This window comes from Pseudomonas sp. LBUM1651 (assembly GCF_059716135.1).
This window is the reverse complement of the sequence record NZ_CP166805.1, coordinates 636,108-652,696: the sequence shown is the minus strand read 5'-3', so window position 1 is coordinate 652,696 and position 16,589 is coordinate 636,108. Positions and strand designations below refer to the sequence as shown.

Annotated in this window: 12 protein-coding genes; 11 read left to right on the top strand and 1 reads right to left on the bottom strand. The window is 59.8% G+C overall.

Features of this window, described 5'->3' with window-relative positions; all coding sequences use genetic code 11:
* The first annotated feature begins 201 nt into the window (after positions 1-201).
* The 11 genes from urtA to ureC all read left to right on the top strand — a co-directional run bounded on the left by urtA (position 202) and on the right by ureC (position 10,437).
* Positions 202-1,467 carry an urea ABC transporter substrate-binding protein gene (urtA, locus tag ACA066_RS02970; protein WP_497698059.1) on the top strand — a complete coding sequence of 422 codons (1,266 nt, stop codon included), beginning with the start codon at positions 202-204 and terminating at the stop codon, positions 1,465-1,467.
* 136 nt (positions 1,468-1,603) lie between these two features.
* A complete protein-coding gene (gene urtB, locus ACA066_RS02965) occupies positions 1,604-3,106 on the top strand; it encodes an urea ABC transporter permease subunit UrtB (protein WP_497698058.1) in 1,503 nt (500 codons plus the stop codon).
* On the top strand, positions 3,106-4,185 hold the full coding sequence (gene urtC / locus ACA066_RS02960) for an urea ABC transporter permease subunit UrtC (RefSeq protein WP_497698057.1): 1,080 nt from the start codon (positions 3,106-3,108) through the stop codon (positions 4,183-4,185). Before urtB ends, urtC begins: the two co-directional genes overlap by 1 nt.
* On the top strand, positions 4,182-5,051 hold the full coding sequence (gene urtD / locus ACA066_RS02955; protein WP_497698056.1) for an urea ABC transporter ATP-binding protein UrtD: 870 nt from the start codon (positions 4,182-4,184) through the stop codon (positions 5,049-5,051). Before urtC ends, urtD begins: the two co-directional genes overlap by 4 nt.
* A gap of 130 nt (positions 5,052-5,181) precedes the next feature.
* A complete protein-coding gene (gene urtE, locus ACA066_RS02950) occupies positions 5,182-5,880 on the top strand; it encodes an urea ABC transporter ATP-binding subunit UrtE (RefSeq protein WP_497698055.1) in 699 nt (232 codons plus the stop codon).
* Positions 5,881-5,910: 30 nt separating this feature from the next.
* A complete protein-coding gene (locus ACA066_RS02945; protein WP_497698054.1) occupies positions 5,911-6,750 on the top strand; it encodes an urease accessory protein UreD in 840 nt (279 codons plus the stop codon).
* A gap of 155 nt (positions 6,751-6,905) precedes the next feature.
* Complete coding sequence (gene ureA, locus ACA066_RS02940) at positions 6,906-7,208, top strand: urease subunit gamma (RefSeq protein ID WP_033055605.1); 303 nt, start codon at positions 6,906-6,908, stop codon at positions 7,206-7,208.
* A 9-nt stretch (positions 7,209-7,217) separates the two neighbouring features.
* Positions 7,218-7,751 (top strand): GNAT family N-acetyltransferase, encoded by a 534-nt coding sequence (locus tag ACA066_RS02935; RefSeq protein WP_407014647.1) that lies wholly within the window; start codon positions 7,218-7,220, stop codon positions 7,749-7,751.
* A 6-nt stretch (positions 7,752-7,757) separates the two neighbouring features.
* Positions 7,758-8,291 carry a GNAT family N-acetyltransferase gene (locus ACA066_RS02930; protein WP_407014645.1) on the top strand — a complete coding sequence of 178 codons (534 nt, stop codon included), beginning with the start codon at positions 7,758-7,760 and terminating at the stop codon, positions 8,289-8,291.
* Complete coding sequence (locus ACA066_RS02925) at positions 8,291-8,596, top strand: urease subunit beta (protein ID WP_497698053.1); 306 nt, start codon at positions 8,291-8,293, stop codon at positions 8,594-8,596. The genes ACA066_RS02930 and ACA066_RS02925 overlap by 1 nt, the downstream gene beginning before the upstream one ends.
* A gap of 140 nt (positions 8,597-8,736) precedes the next feature.
* The gene (gene ureC, locus ACA066_RS02920; protein ID WP_497698052.1) at positions 8,737-10,437 is read left to right on the top strand and encodes an urease subunit alpha; all 1,701 of its coding nucleotides are present in this window, start codon (positions 8,737-8,739) and stop codon (positions 10,435-10,437) included.
* 78 nt (positions 10,438-10,515) lie between these two features.
* Here the strand turns inward: ureC and ACA066_RS02915 are convergent, their stop codons facing one another.
* A complete protein-coding gene (locus ACA066_RS02915) occupies positions 10,516-16,572 on the bottom strand; it encodes an NEL-type E3 ubiquitin ligase domain-containing protein (RefSeq protein ID WP_497698051.1) in 6,057 nt (2,018 codons plus the stop codon).
* Between the last annotated feature and the right edge of the window lie 17 nt (positions 16,573-16,589).

Below are 16,589 nucleotides of genomic sequence, written 5' to 3'. Positions count from 1 at the left end.
CTTCATAGTCGGCACCACTTGGGCGCATCGCCATGCCCGCACGCAATTTTGTGCCCGCTCACGGTGCAGCCGGGAGGCCCGCCGGGCTCTTTTGCCCTTCAGGTAACGCGCTTCAGGTCTTAGGCACAGCCCTTGCTAAAGACCCTTCAGTAGTCCGCATCTGCCAACCAAGAAAATTCATAAGTTCATGGAGATCGCACAATGAAGCGTCGCAGTTTGATCAAGGCTTTCACACTCACGGCAAGCATTGCCGCGATGGGCATGACCTGGACTGTCCAGGCCGCCGAGACCATCAAGGTCGGTATTCTGCATTCGTTGTCCGGCACCATGGCGATCTCCGAAACGTCGCTCAAAGACATGGCGCTGATGACCATCGACGAGATCAACGCCAAGGGCGGCGTGAACGGCAAGATGCTCGAACCGGTCGTCGTCGACCCGGCTTCGAACTGGCCGCTGTTCGCCGAAAAGGGCCGTCAATTGCTGACTCAAGACAAGGTCGCCGTGGTGTTCGGCTGCTGGACCTCGGTGTCGCGCAAATCGGTGTTGCCGGTGTTCGAAGAGCTCAACGGTCTGCTGTTCTACCCGGTGCAATACGAAGGCGAAGAGATGTCGCCGAACGTGTTCTACACCGGCGCCGCGCCGAACCAGCAGGCGATCCCGGCGGTGGAATACCTGATGAGCGAAGAAGGCGGCAGCGCCAAACGCTACTTCCTGCTCGGCACCGACTACGTCTACCCGCGCACCACCAACAAGATCCTGCGCTCGTTCCTGCACTCCAAAGGCGTGGCGGACAAGGACATCGAAGAGGTCTACACCCCGTTCGGTCACAGCGACTATCAAACCATCGTGGCCAACATCAAAAAATTCTCGGCCGGTGGCAAGACCGCGGTCATCTCCACCGTCAACGGCGATTCGAACGTGCCGTTCTATAAAGAGCTGGCCAACCAGGGCTTGAAAGCCACCGACGTTCCAGTCGTGGCGTTCTCCGTCGGTGAAGAAGAACTGCGTGGCATCGACACCAAACCGCTGGTGGGCAACCTCGCGGCGTGGAACTACTTCGAGTCGGTCGAGAACCCGACCAACAAGAAATTCGTCGCCGACTGGAAAGCCTACGCGAAGAAACACAACTTGCCGGGCGCCGACAAAGCGGTGACCAACGATCCGATGGAAGCCACCTACGTCGGCATTCACATGTGGGCGCAGGCGGCTGAAAAAGCCAAGTCCACCGACGTCGACAAAGTCCGCGAAGCGCTGGCCGGCCAGACCTTTGCCGCGCCGTCCGGGTACACCCTGACCATGGACAAGACCAACCACCACCTGCACAAGCCGGTGATGATCGGCGAGATCCAGGCGGACGGTCAGTTCAACGTGGTGTGGCAGACCGAAGGGCCGATCCGCGCCCAACCGTGGAGCCCGTTCATCTCGGGTAACGACAAGAAGCCGGATTATGCGGTGAAGAGCAACTAAGCCAGCGACGCAATACACCTGTAGGAGCCGGCTTGCTGGCGATCGCGGTGCGTCAGTCACATCGATGTTGGATGTGCCATCGCTATCGCCAGCAAGCCGGCTCCTACAGGGTTCGCGTATGACCAGGACGTTTTCTATGCCCACCGCCCTTTACCGCTTGATCCTCGCCGTCGCAATGCTGTTGCCGATGGCCGCGCATTCCGGCGACGCCGAAGACTTCGTCGCCGCCAATCCCGTGCAGCAAGCCAAGCTTCTGGAAGCCTGGGCCGCGCAGCCCGATCCGGCCCGTGTCGAACTGATCAACGCCCTGCAACAAGGCGAGTTGACGGTCGACGGTCAACCGAAAACCTTGCGCCTGAACAATCGCCTGCGGGGTCTGATCGACACCGCGCTGGCCAGCCACCAACTGCTCGCCGCCGACAGCAACATCCGTCTGGCCGCCGCGCAGCAATTGCAGAAAAGCGCAAAACCGGCGCAGCTGAAATTCCTCGACCAGCAACTGGCTGGCGAACAAGACGAAAACGTTCATGCCGCGCTGAGCCTGGCGCTGGCCAATCTGCAACTGGTGGACAACGACCCGGCCGTGCGCCTCGCCGCGGTGCGCCTGCTCGGTGAAACCGGCGACCCACTGGCCCGCACCCGCCTCGAAAGCTTGCTGCAACCGGGTGTCGAAGCGGACGCCGCCGTGCGCACCGCCGCCGAAACCAGCCTGGCCCAGGTCAAACGCAAACTGCTGATCGGCGAAATGCTTGGTCAAGCCTTCAGCGGTATGTCCCTCGGTTCGATTCTGCTGCTCGCGGCGCTCGGCCTGGCGATCACTTTCGGCCTGCTCGGCGTGATCAACATGGCCCACGGCGAGATGCTGATGCTCGGCGCCTACTCGACGTACGTGGTGCAACTGATGTTCCAGCGTTTCGCCCCACAGGCCATCGAGTTCTATCCGCTGATCGCGTTGCCGGTGGCGTTTTTCGTCACGGCCGCGATCGGCATGGCACTGGAACGCACGGTGATTCGCCACCTCTACGGCCGCCCATTGGAAACCCTGCTCGCGACGTGGGGTATCAGCCTCATGCTGATTCAGCTTGTCCGATTGGTGTTCGGCGCGCAGAACGTTGAAGTGGCCAATCCGGCGTGGTTGTCCGGCGGGATTCAGGTGCTGCCGAATCTGGTGCTGCCGTACAACCGCATCGTGATCATCGCGTTCGCGCTGTTTGTGGTGGTGCTGACCTGGCTGCTGCTGAACAAGACGCGCCTGGGTTTGAACGTGCGCGCCGTCACTCAGAATCGCAACATGGCGGCCTGCTGCGGTGTGCCGACCGGGCGTGTCGACATGCTTGCTTTCGGTCTCGGCTCGGGCATTGCCGGCCTTGGCGGCGTGGCCCTCAGCCAGATCGGCAACGTCGGCCCGGACCTTGGCCAGAGTTACATCATCGACTCGTTCCTGGTGGTCGTGCTCGGCGGTGTCGGTCAGTTGGCCGGTAGCGTGCTCGCCGCGTTCGGCCTGGGTATCGCCAACAAGATTCTCGAACCGCAGATCGGTGCCGTGCTCGGCAAGATCCTGATCCTCGCGCTGATCATTCTGTTCATCCAGAAACGTCCGCAAGGCCTCTTCGCACTGAAAGGACGGGTGATCGACTGATGAACCAGCCTCTGCTCGTTACCGCGACACAAAAAGCCGGCCCCAAAGTCACGATTGCCGTCGGTGTGGTAATCCTTATTCTGCTGCTCGCGTTGCCGCTGCTGTCGTTGTTACCGGCGGACAGCACGCTTCACGTCTCGGCCTACACGCTGACGCTGGTGGGCAAGATTCTTTGCTACGCCATCGTCGCCCTGGCGCTGGATCTGGTCTGGGGATACGCCGGCCTGCTGTCCCTCGGGCACGGGCTGTTCTTCGCCCTGGGTGGTTATGCCATGGGCATGTACCTGATGCGCCAAGCCTCGGGTGATGGTTTGCCGGCGTTCATGACGTTCCTGTCGTGGACCGAATTGCCGTGGTACTGGACCGGCACCAGCAGCTTCCTCTGGTCGATGTGTCTGGTGGTATTGGCGCCGGGGTTGCTGGCGCTGGTGTTCGGGTTCTTTGCCTTCCGCTCGCGGATCAAGGGCGTGTATTTCTCGATCATGACCCAGGCCCTGACGTTCGCTGGAATGCTGTTGTTCTTCCGCAACGAAACCGGGTTTGGCGGCAACAACGGCTTCACCAATTTCCGCACCATTCTCGGCTTCGGCATCACTGAACCGGGCACCCGCGCCGTGCTGTTTTTCGCCACGGTGCTGCTGCTGGTGGCGAGCCTGTTCATCGGCTGGCGCCTGGCGCAGAGCAAGTTTGGCCGGGTGTTGACCGCGTTGCGCGATGCGGAAAACCGCCTGATGTTCTGCGGCTACGATCCACGCGGTTTCAAGTTGTTTGTCTGGGTGTTGAGCGCAGTGTTGTGCGGTTTGGCGGGCGCGCTGTACGTGCCGCAAGTCGGCATCATCAACCCGAGCGAAATGTCACCGACCAACTCGATCGAAGCCGCCGTCTGGGTGGCGCTCGGTGGTCGCGGCACACTGATCGGTCCGCTGCTCGGTGCCGGCGTGGTCAACGGCATGAAGAGCTGGTTCACCGTGGCGTTCCCGGAGTACTGGCTGTTTTTCCTTGGCGCGTTGTTCATCGTCGTGACCTTGTACCTGCCCAAAGGTGTGATCGGCCTGCTGAAAAAAAGGGGTGAACAATGAGAATCACACCAACGGCGGAATTCATGCTCGAACCAGCCTTTTTCCCGGTTGAACCCAACAAGGACGCCGGCACCAGCCGCGACGCGATCGGCCACGGCCAACGCGTCAGCCCCGGCCTCGATACCCGCCACGGCACCATCCTGACCCTGGAAGACATCAGCGTCAGCTTCGATGGTTTCAAGGCGCTGAACGCGCTGAACCTGTACATCGGTGTCGGCGAATTGCGCTGCATCATCGGCCCCAACGGTGCGGGCAAAACCACGCTGATGGACGTGATCACCGGCAAGACTCGCCCCAGTCACGGCAAAGCCTGGTTCGGTGAAACCCTTGATCTGACGCAGATGAGCGAAGTGCAGATTGCCCAGGCCGGCATCGGCCGCAAGTTCCAGAAGCCGACGGTGTTCGAAGCCTTGAGCGTGTTCGAAAACCTGGAACTTGCGCAGAAAACCGACAAGTCGGTGTGGGCCAGTCTGCGGGCTCGCTTGAGTGGCGAGCAGAAGGATCGCATCAGCGAAGTGCTGGACACCATTCGCCTGACCACCTCGGTCAATCGCCCAGCAGGGTTGTTGTCCCACGGTCAGAAGCAGTTTCTGGAGATCGGCATGTTGCTGATGCAAGACCCGCAATTGCTGCTGCTCGATGAACCGGTAGCGGGCATGACCGACGCTGAAACCGAGTTCACCGCCGAACTGTTCAAGCGCCTGGCCGGCAAACATTCGCTGATGGTGGTGGAGCACGACATGGGCTTCGTCGGCTCGATTGCCGACCACGTCACCGTGTTGCACCAGGGCAGCGTGTTGGCCGAAGGATCGCTGGAGCAGGTGCAGGATAACGAGCGGGTGATCGAGGTTTACCTCGGTCGCTAATTGTTACCCGTAGGAGCGAGCTTGCTCGCGATGGACGTTAACGATGACGCGGTTGTTCTGAATGAATGCGTCGCCCCAAGGTTCTTCGCGAGCAAGCTCGCTCCTACAGGGGGTTTAGGAGAGTTCAACGATGCTGCAAGTCGACAAGCTGCACCAGTATTACGGCGGTAGCCACATCCTGCGCGGCCTGACGTTTGAGGTGAAGGTCGGTGAAGTCACCTGCCTGCTCGGGCGCAACGGTGTGGGCAAGACCACCCTGCTCAAATGCCTGATGGGTTTGCTGCCGGCCAAGGAAGGTGCGGTGAACTGGGAAGGCAAACCGATCACCACCTTCAAGCCGCACCAGCGGGTTCACGCCGGGATCGCCTACGTGCCCCAGGGCCGCGAAATCTTCGGGCGGCTGACCGTGGAAGAAAACCTGCTGATGGGTCTGTCGCGGTTCTCCGGCAATGAAGCGAAGGAAGTCCCGGCGTTCATCTACGAGCTGTTCCCGGTGTTGCTGCAAATGAAGCAACGGCGCGGCGGTGACTTGTCCGGTGGCCAACAACAGCAACTCGCCATCGGCCGCGCCTTGGCCAGCCGCCCACGGTTGTTGATTCTCGATGAGCCCACCGAAGGCATCCAGCCGTCGGTGATCAAGGAAATCGGCGCGGTGATCAAAAAACTCGCGGCGCGCGGTGACATGGCGATTTTACTGGTGGAGCAGTTCTACGATTTCGCCGCCGAGCTGGCCGATCAGTATCTGGTGATGTCCCGGGGCGAGATCGTGCAACAGGGTCGTGGCGAAAATATGGAAGCCGAGGGTGTGCGCGGTCTGGTTACGATCTAATCTGTAGCGTCCTAACGATAATTAGAAATCATGAATTTACCTGCCCCCATTACGCTGTTCACTCCGAGCTGGCACGCCGAGCTGGAGCTTGGCTACGCCCGATTCGGCGACAGCACGCGCCCGGTTCAGCGCCGCCACAAAGGCCCGTTGCGGGTGCAGAAGCATCTGTATGCCGAAGGGCCCGAGGTGTGCCAACACATCATCGTGCACCCGCCAGGCGGGATTGCCGGTGGTGACAGGCTGGACATCAGCGCCAGCGTCGGTCGCGACGCCTGGGCGCAAATCACCAGCCCCGGCGCGGCCAAGTGGTATCGCGCCGCAGGGCCGGCTTATCAGAAACTCGACCTGAAAGTGGCCAACGGCGCGACACTGGAGTGGCTCCCCCAAGAGACGATCATCTTCAGCGATGCGCAGGCCGAGCTCAGTACGTCCATTGATCTGGAAGGTGATGCGCGACTGTTCTACTGGGACGTCGTGGCGCTGGGCCGGCCGGCCAGCGGCGAGCGTTTTGACCTCGGGCATTTTCAGACGCAGCTGGATATCCGCCGCGACGGCCAGTTGCTCTGGCACGAACGCCAGCGCATTGTCGGGAATGACGGATTGCTGGATTCGCCGATCGGTCTGGATGGCCAACCGGTGTTTGCGACGTTGTTGGTGACGGGCGAGATTGATAGCCAATTGCTGGAAAAGTGCCGCTCGCTGCCCAATGAGGTGCGCGGGGATTTGACGCAGTTGCCGGGGCTGATCGTTGCCCGATGCCTGGCCAGTGAGGCGCTGTTGGCGCGAGGTTGGTTGATAGATTTATGGCGATTGCTCCGGCCGGCGTTGTTAGGCCGAGAAGCGGTCCCACCCAGAATATGGAGCACCTGAACACCGCCCCCTGTAGGAGCGAGGCTTGCCCGCGAAGCTTTTGGCGGCCTCAAGGTCCCCTTCGCGGGCAAGTCGGATCGCCGCCCGCTCGCTCCTACAAGGGCCGTGTTCATAGATCCGAATACCTTTTAATCTGCCCAGATGGATTCCAAACAATGGACCTGACCCCACGCGAAAAAGACAAGCTGCTGATCTTCACCGCCGGCCTCGTGGCCGAGCGGCGTTTGGCGCGCGGCGTAAAACTCAATTACCCGGAAGCGATGGCCTACATCTCCGCCGCGCTGCTCGAAGGAGCCCGTGACGGTCGAACCGTAGCCGAGTTGATGCATTTCGGCACCACACTGCTCAGCCGCGAACAGGTCATGGAAGGCATCCCGGAAATGATCCCGGAGATTCAGGTCGAAGCGACGTTCCCCGACGGCACCAAACTGGTCACCGTCCACCAACCCATCGCCTGAGGAAGCGCCATGACTTACCACATCCGCGATGCCGTACACGCCGATCTGCCGGCGATTCGCGATATCTACAACGACGCCGTGCTCAACACCACGGCGATCTGGAACGAACAGGCCGTCGACCTGGGCAACCGTCAGGCCTGGTTCAGCGCCCGGCAAGCCCAGGGCTATCCGATCCTGGTGATCGTCGACGGCGATAACAGCGTACTCGGCTACGCTTCATTTGGTGACTGGCGACCGTTCGATGGTTTCCGCCACACCGTCGAGCACTCGGTCTATGTGCGCAGCGACCAGCGCGGCAATGGTCTTGGCCCGCAATTGATGGACGTGCTGATCGAACGCGCCAAAGGCTGCGACAAGCATGTGATGGTCGCTGCCATCGAAAGCGGCAACGCCGCTTCCATCCGCCTGCATGAACGCGTCGGTTTCGTGACCACCGGGCAAATGCCGCAGGTGGGCACCAAGTTCGGCCGCTGGCTGGACCTGACCTTCATGCAACTGACCCTCAACCCTGGCGCCGAACCGCCGCCCGCCAGCAAGGAGTAACGCCCTATGAACGCCGCCCAACTGCGACGCGTCAATGTTGAAAGCTTTGCGCACTATCGTCAGGGTTTGATTGATCTGCTGCTCGACGCCGTCGGCTATGGCGCCAGCGTCGGCTTCATGGCCGATCTGGATGCCACTCAGGCACGCGCCTATTTCGATGAAGTCCAGGACAACCTGAACAAGGGCAACGTGCTGCTGTGGGTGGTGGTCAAGGACGAACAGGTGCAGGCCAGCGTGCAACTGACCCTGTGCCAGAAAGCCAATGGTCTGAACCGCGCCGAAGTGCAGAAACTGCTGGTGCGTGAACATGCGCGGCGTCGGGGTCTGGGACAACAGTTGATGAGCGCGCTCGAACAGGCGGCCCTGCAGCACAAGCGCGGCATGCTCTACCTCGACACCGAAGCCGGCTCCCCCGCCGAGGATTTCTACAAGGCACTGGGTTACACCCGTGCCGGTCAGATTCCCGACTACGCCTGCGACCCGAGCGGCCAGTACAAACCGACCGCCCTCTATTACAAGATTCTCCAAGGAGCCCATTGATGATTCCCGGTGAATACCAGATCCAGCCCGGCGACATCGAACTCAACGTCGGCCGCCGCACGGTCAGCCTGAAAGTGGCCAACAGCGGCGACCGGCCGATCCAGGTCGGCTCGCACTATCACTTTTTCGAAACCAACGATGCCCTGACCTTCGACCGCGCCGCCAGTCGCGGCATGCGCCTGAACATCCCCGCCGGTACCGCCGTGCGCTTCGAACCGGGGCAGAGCCGCGAGGTCGAGCTGGTCGACCTGTCCGGGCATCGCCGGGTGTTCGGGTTTGCCGGCAGGATCATGGGCGACCTGTAAGTAATGCGTTGTCCGCACCGGCCCCTTCGCGGGCAAGCCTCGCTCCTACAGGGAACGCGATCAAATGTAGGAGCGAGGCTTGCCCGCGATAGCGAGCTATGCGAGCGGTCTCAAATCCAATTGAATCTCAAGGCGAACGAATGAAGATTTCCCGTCAGGCCTACGCCGACATGTTCGGCCCCACCGTCGGTGACAAGGTCCGCCTGGCCGACACCGAGCTGTGGATCGAAGTCGAAAAAGACTTCACCACCTACGGCGAAGAAGTGAAATTCGGCGGTGGCAAAGTCATCCGCGACGGCCAGGGCCAGAGCCAACTGTTGGCCGCCGAAGTCGTTGACACGGTGATCACCAACGCGCTGATCATCGACCATTGGGGCATTGTCAAAGCCGACGTCGGTCTCAAGGACGGGCGCATCGCCGGCATCGGCAAGGCCGGCAATCCGGATGTGCAGCCCAACGTCACCATCGCCATCGGCGCCAGCACCGAAGTGATCGCCGGCGAAGGCATGATCCTCACCGCCGGCGGCATCGACACGCACATCCACTTCATCTGCCCGCAGCAGATCGAAGAAGCGCTGATGAGCGGCGTCACCACCATGATCGGCGGCGGCACCGGCCCTGCCACCGGCACCAACGCGACCACTTGCACGTCCGGCCCATGGCACTTGGCGCGGATGCTTCAAGCGGCGGACGCCTTCCCGATGAACATCGGCCTCACCGGCAAGGGCAACGCCAGCCTGCCGGAGCCGTTGATCGAACAGGTCAAGGCCGGCGCCATCGGTCTCAAATTGCACGAAGACTGGGGCACCACACCCGCGAGCATCGACAACTGCCTGAGCGTCGCCGATCAATATGACGTGCAGGTGGCGATCCACACCGACACCCTCAACGAGTCGGGCTTCGTCGAAACCACTCTCGCCGCCTTCAAGGGCCGCACCATCCACACCTACCACACCGAAGGCGCGGGTGGCGGCCATGCGCCGGACATCATCAAGGCCTGCGGTTTTGCCAACGTGCTGCCGAGTTCGACCAACCCGACCCGGCCATTCACCCGCAACACCATCGACGAACACCTCGACATGCTGATGGTCTGCCACCACCTCGACCCGAGCATTGCCGAAGACGTGGCCTTCGCCGAAAGCCGCATCCGCCGCGAGACGATTGCCGCCGAAGATATCCTGCACGACCTCGGTGCGTTCTCGATGATCAGCTCCGACAGCCAGGCCATGGGCCGCGTCGGCGAAGTCATCACGCGCACCTGGCAGACCGCCGACAAGATGAAAAAACAACGCGGCCCGCTGCCCCGGGACGGTGAAGGCAACGACAACTTCCGCGCCAAACGCTACATCGCCAAGTACACCATCAACCCGGCGATCACCCATGGCATCAGCCATGAAGTGGGCTCGGTCGAAATCGGCAAATGGGCCGATCTGGTGCTGTGGCGCCCGGCGTTTTTCGGGGTCAAACCGACGCTGATTCTCAAGGGTGGGGCCATTGCGGCCAGCCTGATGGGTGATGCCAACGCCTCGATCCCGACGCCGCAACCGGTGCACTACCGCCCGATGTTCGCCAGCTACGGTGGCTCGCTGCACACCACCAGCCTGACGTTTATCAGCCAGGCGGCGCAGGAGGCCGGTTTGCCTGAAGCCTTGGGTCTGAAGAAAAAAATCGCCGTGGTCAAAGGCTGTCGCGCGGTGCAGAAAACCGACCTGATTCACAACGACTACCTGCCGAACATCGACGTTGATCCGCAGACTTATCAGGTCAAGGCTGACGGCGTTTTGCTCTGGTGCGAACCGGCGGATGTGTTGCCGATGGCGCAGCGATACTTTTTGTTCTGACAGGTAGGGCGGCACAAAAAAGGCCTGGATGCTTGCGCATATCCAGGCCTTTGTTCATCTGTGCAAATGATAGCTGTGTCAGAGCGGGTGTTTGACCAACTCCTCGCGAGTGAGTTTCTCGATCAGCGCCGCTTCTTCGATCTGGAGCTGCACATCCAGGTCATCGGACTGCGACGTGAAGAGCGGTTCGGACAAAGTGCCGGCCTTATGTCTGTCACGCAGGCTGGCGTGGCGTTCCTGGTAAGGTTCACGCTGCGTCTCGAATTGTGGCCGGTACTTGTTCGTCACGAAATCCTTCCAGAAATCTCTCGACAACAGCGCCTGGAGCTCGTCATCAGAGCTGTTCAGCCCCACGACTCTGGCGTAGGCGTCATCGAGCATTTTGCGCGTGACCGCATAGGGATTGCGCAACAGGGTGCTTTCATCGTCGGTGATGACGACAAACCTGACTTGCTGAGGCTGCCCTGGCAGGTCGAGACGATCCTTGAGACCAAACCGGTAAGCCAGTTTGATTTCGACGTCTTCCATTTTATTGATGAGGCGAGCTTTTTCGGCCGCAGACCTTTCCGAGTTTTTGATTGCGGCCGTACGCTTCTCGATATCGGCCAGCGCGATCTTTTCAACCTCATCCAGCCGGAACAACCCTCTGGACAACTTCAACAATGCTTCGCCCTGCTCTGCATCCATCGCCAGCGTACGTGCCTTGTACACCATGGCCATGATTTCCAGATTACTGAACGACAACGCCGCACGATCACAGCAAGCCGGCCGCCCGGCCCACTCGAACATTTGCTCACGCAACGCTTCGGATTCGGGGCTGGTTTGCGTGATGGGGTCGATCACCTCCCATACGCGACGCTGGAGATCCTCGTGACCCGCTCCCGCCTCTTGCAGGTCATTGAGCACCCGGAAGAAACCCTCGGATTCTGCCTGTTGGAACAGGGCCTGCCATTGAATCTGTCTGGCCGAGAGCTGGTCAACGGTCAGGTCTTTGGTCCAGCGTTCAAGTGCTGTTTGTTGCTGCGCACCGAGTCGCACTCGCTCCAGTGCTCCGGTAGCCTCAGGTGCTTGAAACTCGAACACGCCCGGATATCTCACGGCCCCCAAATCCGGCCGCTCCCGTTCAAGTCGGGTCCAATAATCACGCAGTTGTTGCTGGGAGGCCTCGGACAATGGATTGCCACCAATATAGGTACGGCTGTTGATAGCCGCCATACGGTCCAATTGCTCGGCAGGAGGGTTGATGACCGACTCAGGAATCGTGGTGATGAGATTGTTTCTCAGGACAATATTGTCCAGCAGGGGCTGCGCAGCTAACCCGACGGGCCAGGTTTCAAGGCCGACGTCGTCCAGAAAAAGCGAGCGCATATCCGCTATTTGAGTGAAATCCAGTGTCATGCCCAACGGATTTCGAGACAGATTCAACGCTCGGAGTGTCGTACGCCCGGCCAACAGCTCGGCAGTTTCCGGCGTCAGGCGGATACGGTTACCCTCCAGGAACAAACGGGTCAAACCGTTCATTTCGCCCAATGCCGGGGGCAACGTTGTCAGCCGATTTTCCGCCATGTTCAGCCAACGCACGCCCCTGAAACGCGATAGAAACCCCTCGGGCGAAACGCTCAACCCCATGTTGTTGAGTTTCAGCGAGCCCACGTGGCTGAAATCGGCTTCGAGGTCGGGCACGCTATCGAGGGTCTCATGACTCAAGTCGAGTTCGAAACCGATCGGGGTACCGTCGACGGCATTTCTTCGCGGAGCTTGCCGCTTCCAGCAACGCCGAATGCGCTCGGCCGCGGTATACCTCTCAGCTCTTGTGCCAAGCCGAATGTTGCCCCCTGCCCGCACGTAAGTCTGGCGTGCGCCGCCTCCTGAAAACGCCCAGGCAGACAACTGCTCGTTCAACGTCTCGAACTCCCTTTCAAGCCGGACCAGTTCCACCTCGGCGCCATCGCCCAACGGTTGCAGGAATGCCTCGATTTCTGCATCGCTGAAGTCGGGATACAGCTGACGAACCCTCGCGAGCATCGGGTTCTGAACGTGAAACGCGCCGGTAATTCCTCCCTCTAACAGCTCGGGCCGGGTGCGTGTCAGGCGCTCTCGATAGTCCAACAGTTGAGTCCGGCCTTGAGGGGAAAAAGGATTGCCTTCCAGCAGCGTCACCCGATTCACCCTGGCGACCGCTTCGAGCTGATCAGCCGGCGGGTTGAGGACGGCGGATGGCACTTCGCGCAGCTGGTTGTCGCGCAAATCGACCGTCTCCAGACCGGCTTGATCCTGCAAGCCCTTGGGCCATTGAGTGATCCCTGTGTGTCTGAGGTCGACGGTCTTCAATCGGGTCATGGCGCTGAAATCCGGCGAGATACCCAGCGGATTGTGTTCCAGGTCGAGTGTTTCGAGTGTGCTCATCGCGGCCAATAATCCCGCGCTCTGTTCATTGAGTTGAATGTGGTTCTCACTGAGGTTCAAATGCGTCAAACGTCCCATCTCGCCGATGGTTTCGGGCAACTGTGTGAGCTCCATCCACCTCATGCTCAGCTTCGTCAGACGTGTAAACCCTTTAAGGAATCCCGAGGCACCTGCGTTCAAGCCAACACCCAGAAGTTCAAGCTCCTCCACATGATCGAATTGCGCGGTCAAGGCCGGCAGCTCCATAGTAGAAGAGATGCTCAACGTTGAACCGCTCTGCCGGCACCAACTGCGCCGGAGTCTGCTGGCGATCAATTGCGCTTCCACGCCTGCCGGCTCGTGCGGCACAGGTGAGCTGGTTTGCGCCCTGGTGCGCTCTTCAATCCAGGCATTCAAGTCGCGTTTCAAGGTCGCAAACTCGGTTTCAAGTCGAGTCAGTTCGTCTCGAACGTCCACCCCTGGCGTCTGCAGGAATGCCTCGATTTGTGCCTCGCTGAAGTCGGGGTACAACCTGCGAACGCGCCCTCGACTGGTCCGGAAAAAGTTCACCATCTCCTTTGCGCTGGGTAATGGGTAACCCCCGCCGCGCAATCGGCTACCCGGCTCAACGCTGGCTTTAAGGTCTCTTTGATTGAGCAGAACCGTTCTGAACTGTTCGCGCGGCATCGGCGATTGTTGCACCGCCTGCTTCAATTTTTGCGCCTCTTGCAAGGTGAAACCCAATGCCTGTCGTTCGTCTGGCGACAGGGCCTGCAAGAGTGTCGAGTAGAGGTTTGCAGAGGACGTTTGAGCGAATCGGGTATTGTCGTCCAGCACCAATACCACGGTCGTCTGCGACGTACCGACCGCATCCAGCAGTCGTCCTTGCGGCCCGTAGCTGCGGAGTTCGAAACGGGTTTCGGTTGGCCAGCCCGGCAGCGTTGCAAGGCTGTGCAAAGCCAGCCGTTCGCTGTCGATATTGGCCTGATCGAGATAGAGCCCTTCATAAGCGTGCGCCATTCGCAGTTCCTGCTGACACCACTGAGCCTGCTCATAAATGCCCTGCGGCAAAGGCCCGGGCCTGGCAATTACAGCCAGTTCTTGCGGTGTCGCGGCCTCCAGAATCTGTTTCGCTACAACCGTTGGCAGTTTTGGAAAAAAGCCCTGAATGCGCTGCACATCACGCTCGCCGGTAGCGTTCTGCTCCCGGTAGAGCGATTCGAACAGTGTGAGCTTCCTGTCCTGCGCGGCACTGGCGATTTCCTTGCGCAACTCAACGGCGCGTTGATCCAGCGGTGCATCTGCCGCGCCCGGAACGTTATCGAGTTCAACGTTCTGCGCCTTGTACATTTCCAGGAGCGACCGGAGCACTGTTCCTTTCGCCGACTCCTGGTCACTCACCATGAAAATCAGTCGACGCGAGGACACGCCTCCATCAAGGGGATCTTCCCAGATCATCTTGCCTTTGCCGTCCAGCACTCTCAGGGGGGGCGTGTCGGGCAGCAACCCTTGACTGCGCATCAGTTTGAATTGCAGATGCAGATCAGCGCTGCCGAAGACCCTGGGGACATCACTGCTGATGCGCGCCTTGAACACCTCGATATCACGGTCGATTCGAAAGCGTGTGAGGCTATCGGTGAGCAGGGCTGAAGGTGGCTCTTGTTCGACATGCATGCGACGCAGTTGGTCGGGTTCTGCGCCGCTGCTGATCCGTACTTGCTCCAGCTGGGTGTCGGTGAACGCCTGCGCCCGATAACCCAGACGCTTCATCAGCTTCGGCCCATGCCAGGTTAAAGGCTGATCGATTTCGCTGATCCAGCTCCCGACGCCATTGTGTTCCAGCTGTGGAGCGTAAGCATCCGACCGGCTCGGGTGCTGGATGGCGTGTTGTCCGCTGACCGGGTCCTGATCAACAACAAAGTGACTGTCGTCCAGAGGTAGGATGTCCTGGCCGTTGTAGCGATGCAGGCCCAGTTTGTTGGGCTGCGAATCCGCTGGCAGGCTGATAGTGGTTTTGTAGGGGCCAAGGTCAGGCTTCCACAGCTTCTGCTGACCCGATGGCAATGTGATCGGCTGCAACCCGTCGACAACCGGTTCCGGCTTGATCGCTGTCACCTTGGCGAGCCCTTTACCTGCCCCGTGCATAACAGCAATCAGCGCGAGGTTTTCGGCGACATCGGTCAAGTGCGCCAAGGCGGCCTTGCGGTCGCCCTCGCTCCACTCGACGGCACCTTCGAACGCCTCGTAGGTAATCTGAGTCGCCATGACGATCATCATGACTTCGCCGAATCCGGGCACGAACATCGAAGCGACGTTCAATGCCAACATGCCGATCTCCTGCAAACGCGCGATTTTTTCCGCTCGGGCCCTGGCATCGACATCGGCAGTAGGGACCGCATGGCTGCGGGCATCGGCAAGGATTTTGTCAGTACTTTGCTCGTAGAGATCCAGCCAAAGGTCGACGTTCGGCCCCCAAAGTCCATTGCGCCTGAAACCCGAGGTTCGGACAAAAGGATCGTCGACCGGTTCTTGTTTGGCAGGGGGTGCGGGGGGCAATTCGCGCGGCCGGGTGATCGCGGAAAACGGGTTGAATGCGTCAACCAGTTGCCACACGGGGGAGCGCAAGGGAGCGGCCGCGTCTGGCGGTGAATCTGGCGCTTTTTGAGTGAACTGGCTGAAGTAATATGGCCGGTCGGCGTAGGCGACAAACTGGCTGAAAAAGCGTTGATAGTCTGTCGGACCGCCATCGGGCTTCGCAACCTCCTCAGTCATGAACCGACGTTTGAAGTCGGCCTCCATCTCGTGGCCCTTGTACCTTTTCAATGGATGCTGCGGATCATGGGGAATGTAGAGAATGACTTCATCGGAGTAGCGATACTTTTCACAGATATGGAAGAACACGCAGCCGGTCATTCTTTTCTTCATCAAAACCAGGTCGCCGATCCAGACCGGTTTATCGTCTACCTTGGGATTGATCTCGCCGTCGATGACCGAAAGGATCATCGAATAATCCTTGGGCTCGATGTCTTTCTTCAACAAGGCCAGCTCGGCGGCGGCACGCATCGCGGATTTTTGACTGGCGATAAAACGTTCACGCAGCACACCTTCGGCGACGATGTCCGAGGGCTTTAAAAAGCCGTTCAGGTACGTTTGATACTTCGCCCCGATATCCAGCTCGCGACAGAGTTTTATAAACCCCGCGACACTCAGCGTCGTGAGCACCTGCCTGTTGTCGCCTGTCGACTCTTCGACAACGAACCCTGACGAGGAATGAAAAGCGCCACGGACACTTTCGGCCTCTTCGAAGTTGTGCAATGCCGCCTGCAACAGCGGAAGTTTTGTGACCTCAAAGGAGCCAGCCTCTATCTTGAATACGCCAAGCTCCACTGGCTTTTTGAGCAGCAGGAACGTTTTGTTGACATCCAACCCCACACCCAGCTGATCTTTCAGTGCCTTGACCAGCAGGGGTTCGGCAAACGTATTGATCTGTTGCAGGCTGGACATTGTTTTATCCAGCAGATTCTGCGAGGCAAAACTGGCTTCATAGTGCTCGTGCAGCGACAGACGCTGTGCTTTCGACGCTGACAGAAACCATTGCGGTAAAGCCCCTTGAGCCTTGTTCAAGGCCTCTCGCCTTTGCGGTGAAGCATCAACCAGCCAGTCGGGGATCAACCCGGCAAGGATGTCGTCATTAAAACCGTGATCATCCGCCGCAGACGATTGCTGCGGCGATTCATGAGTGTTTTCCAAAGTACATTTCCTTATGT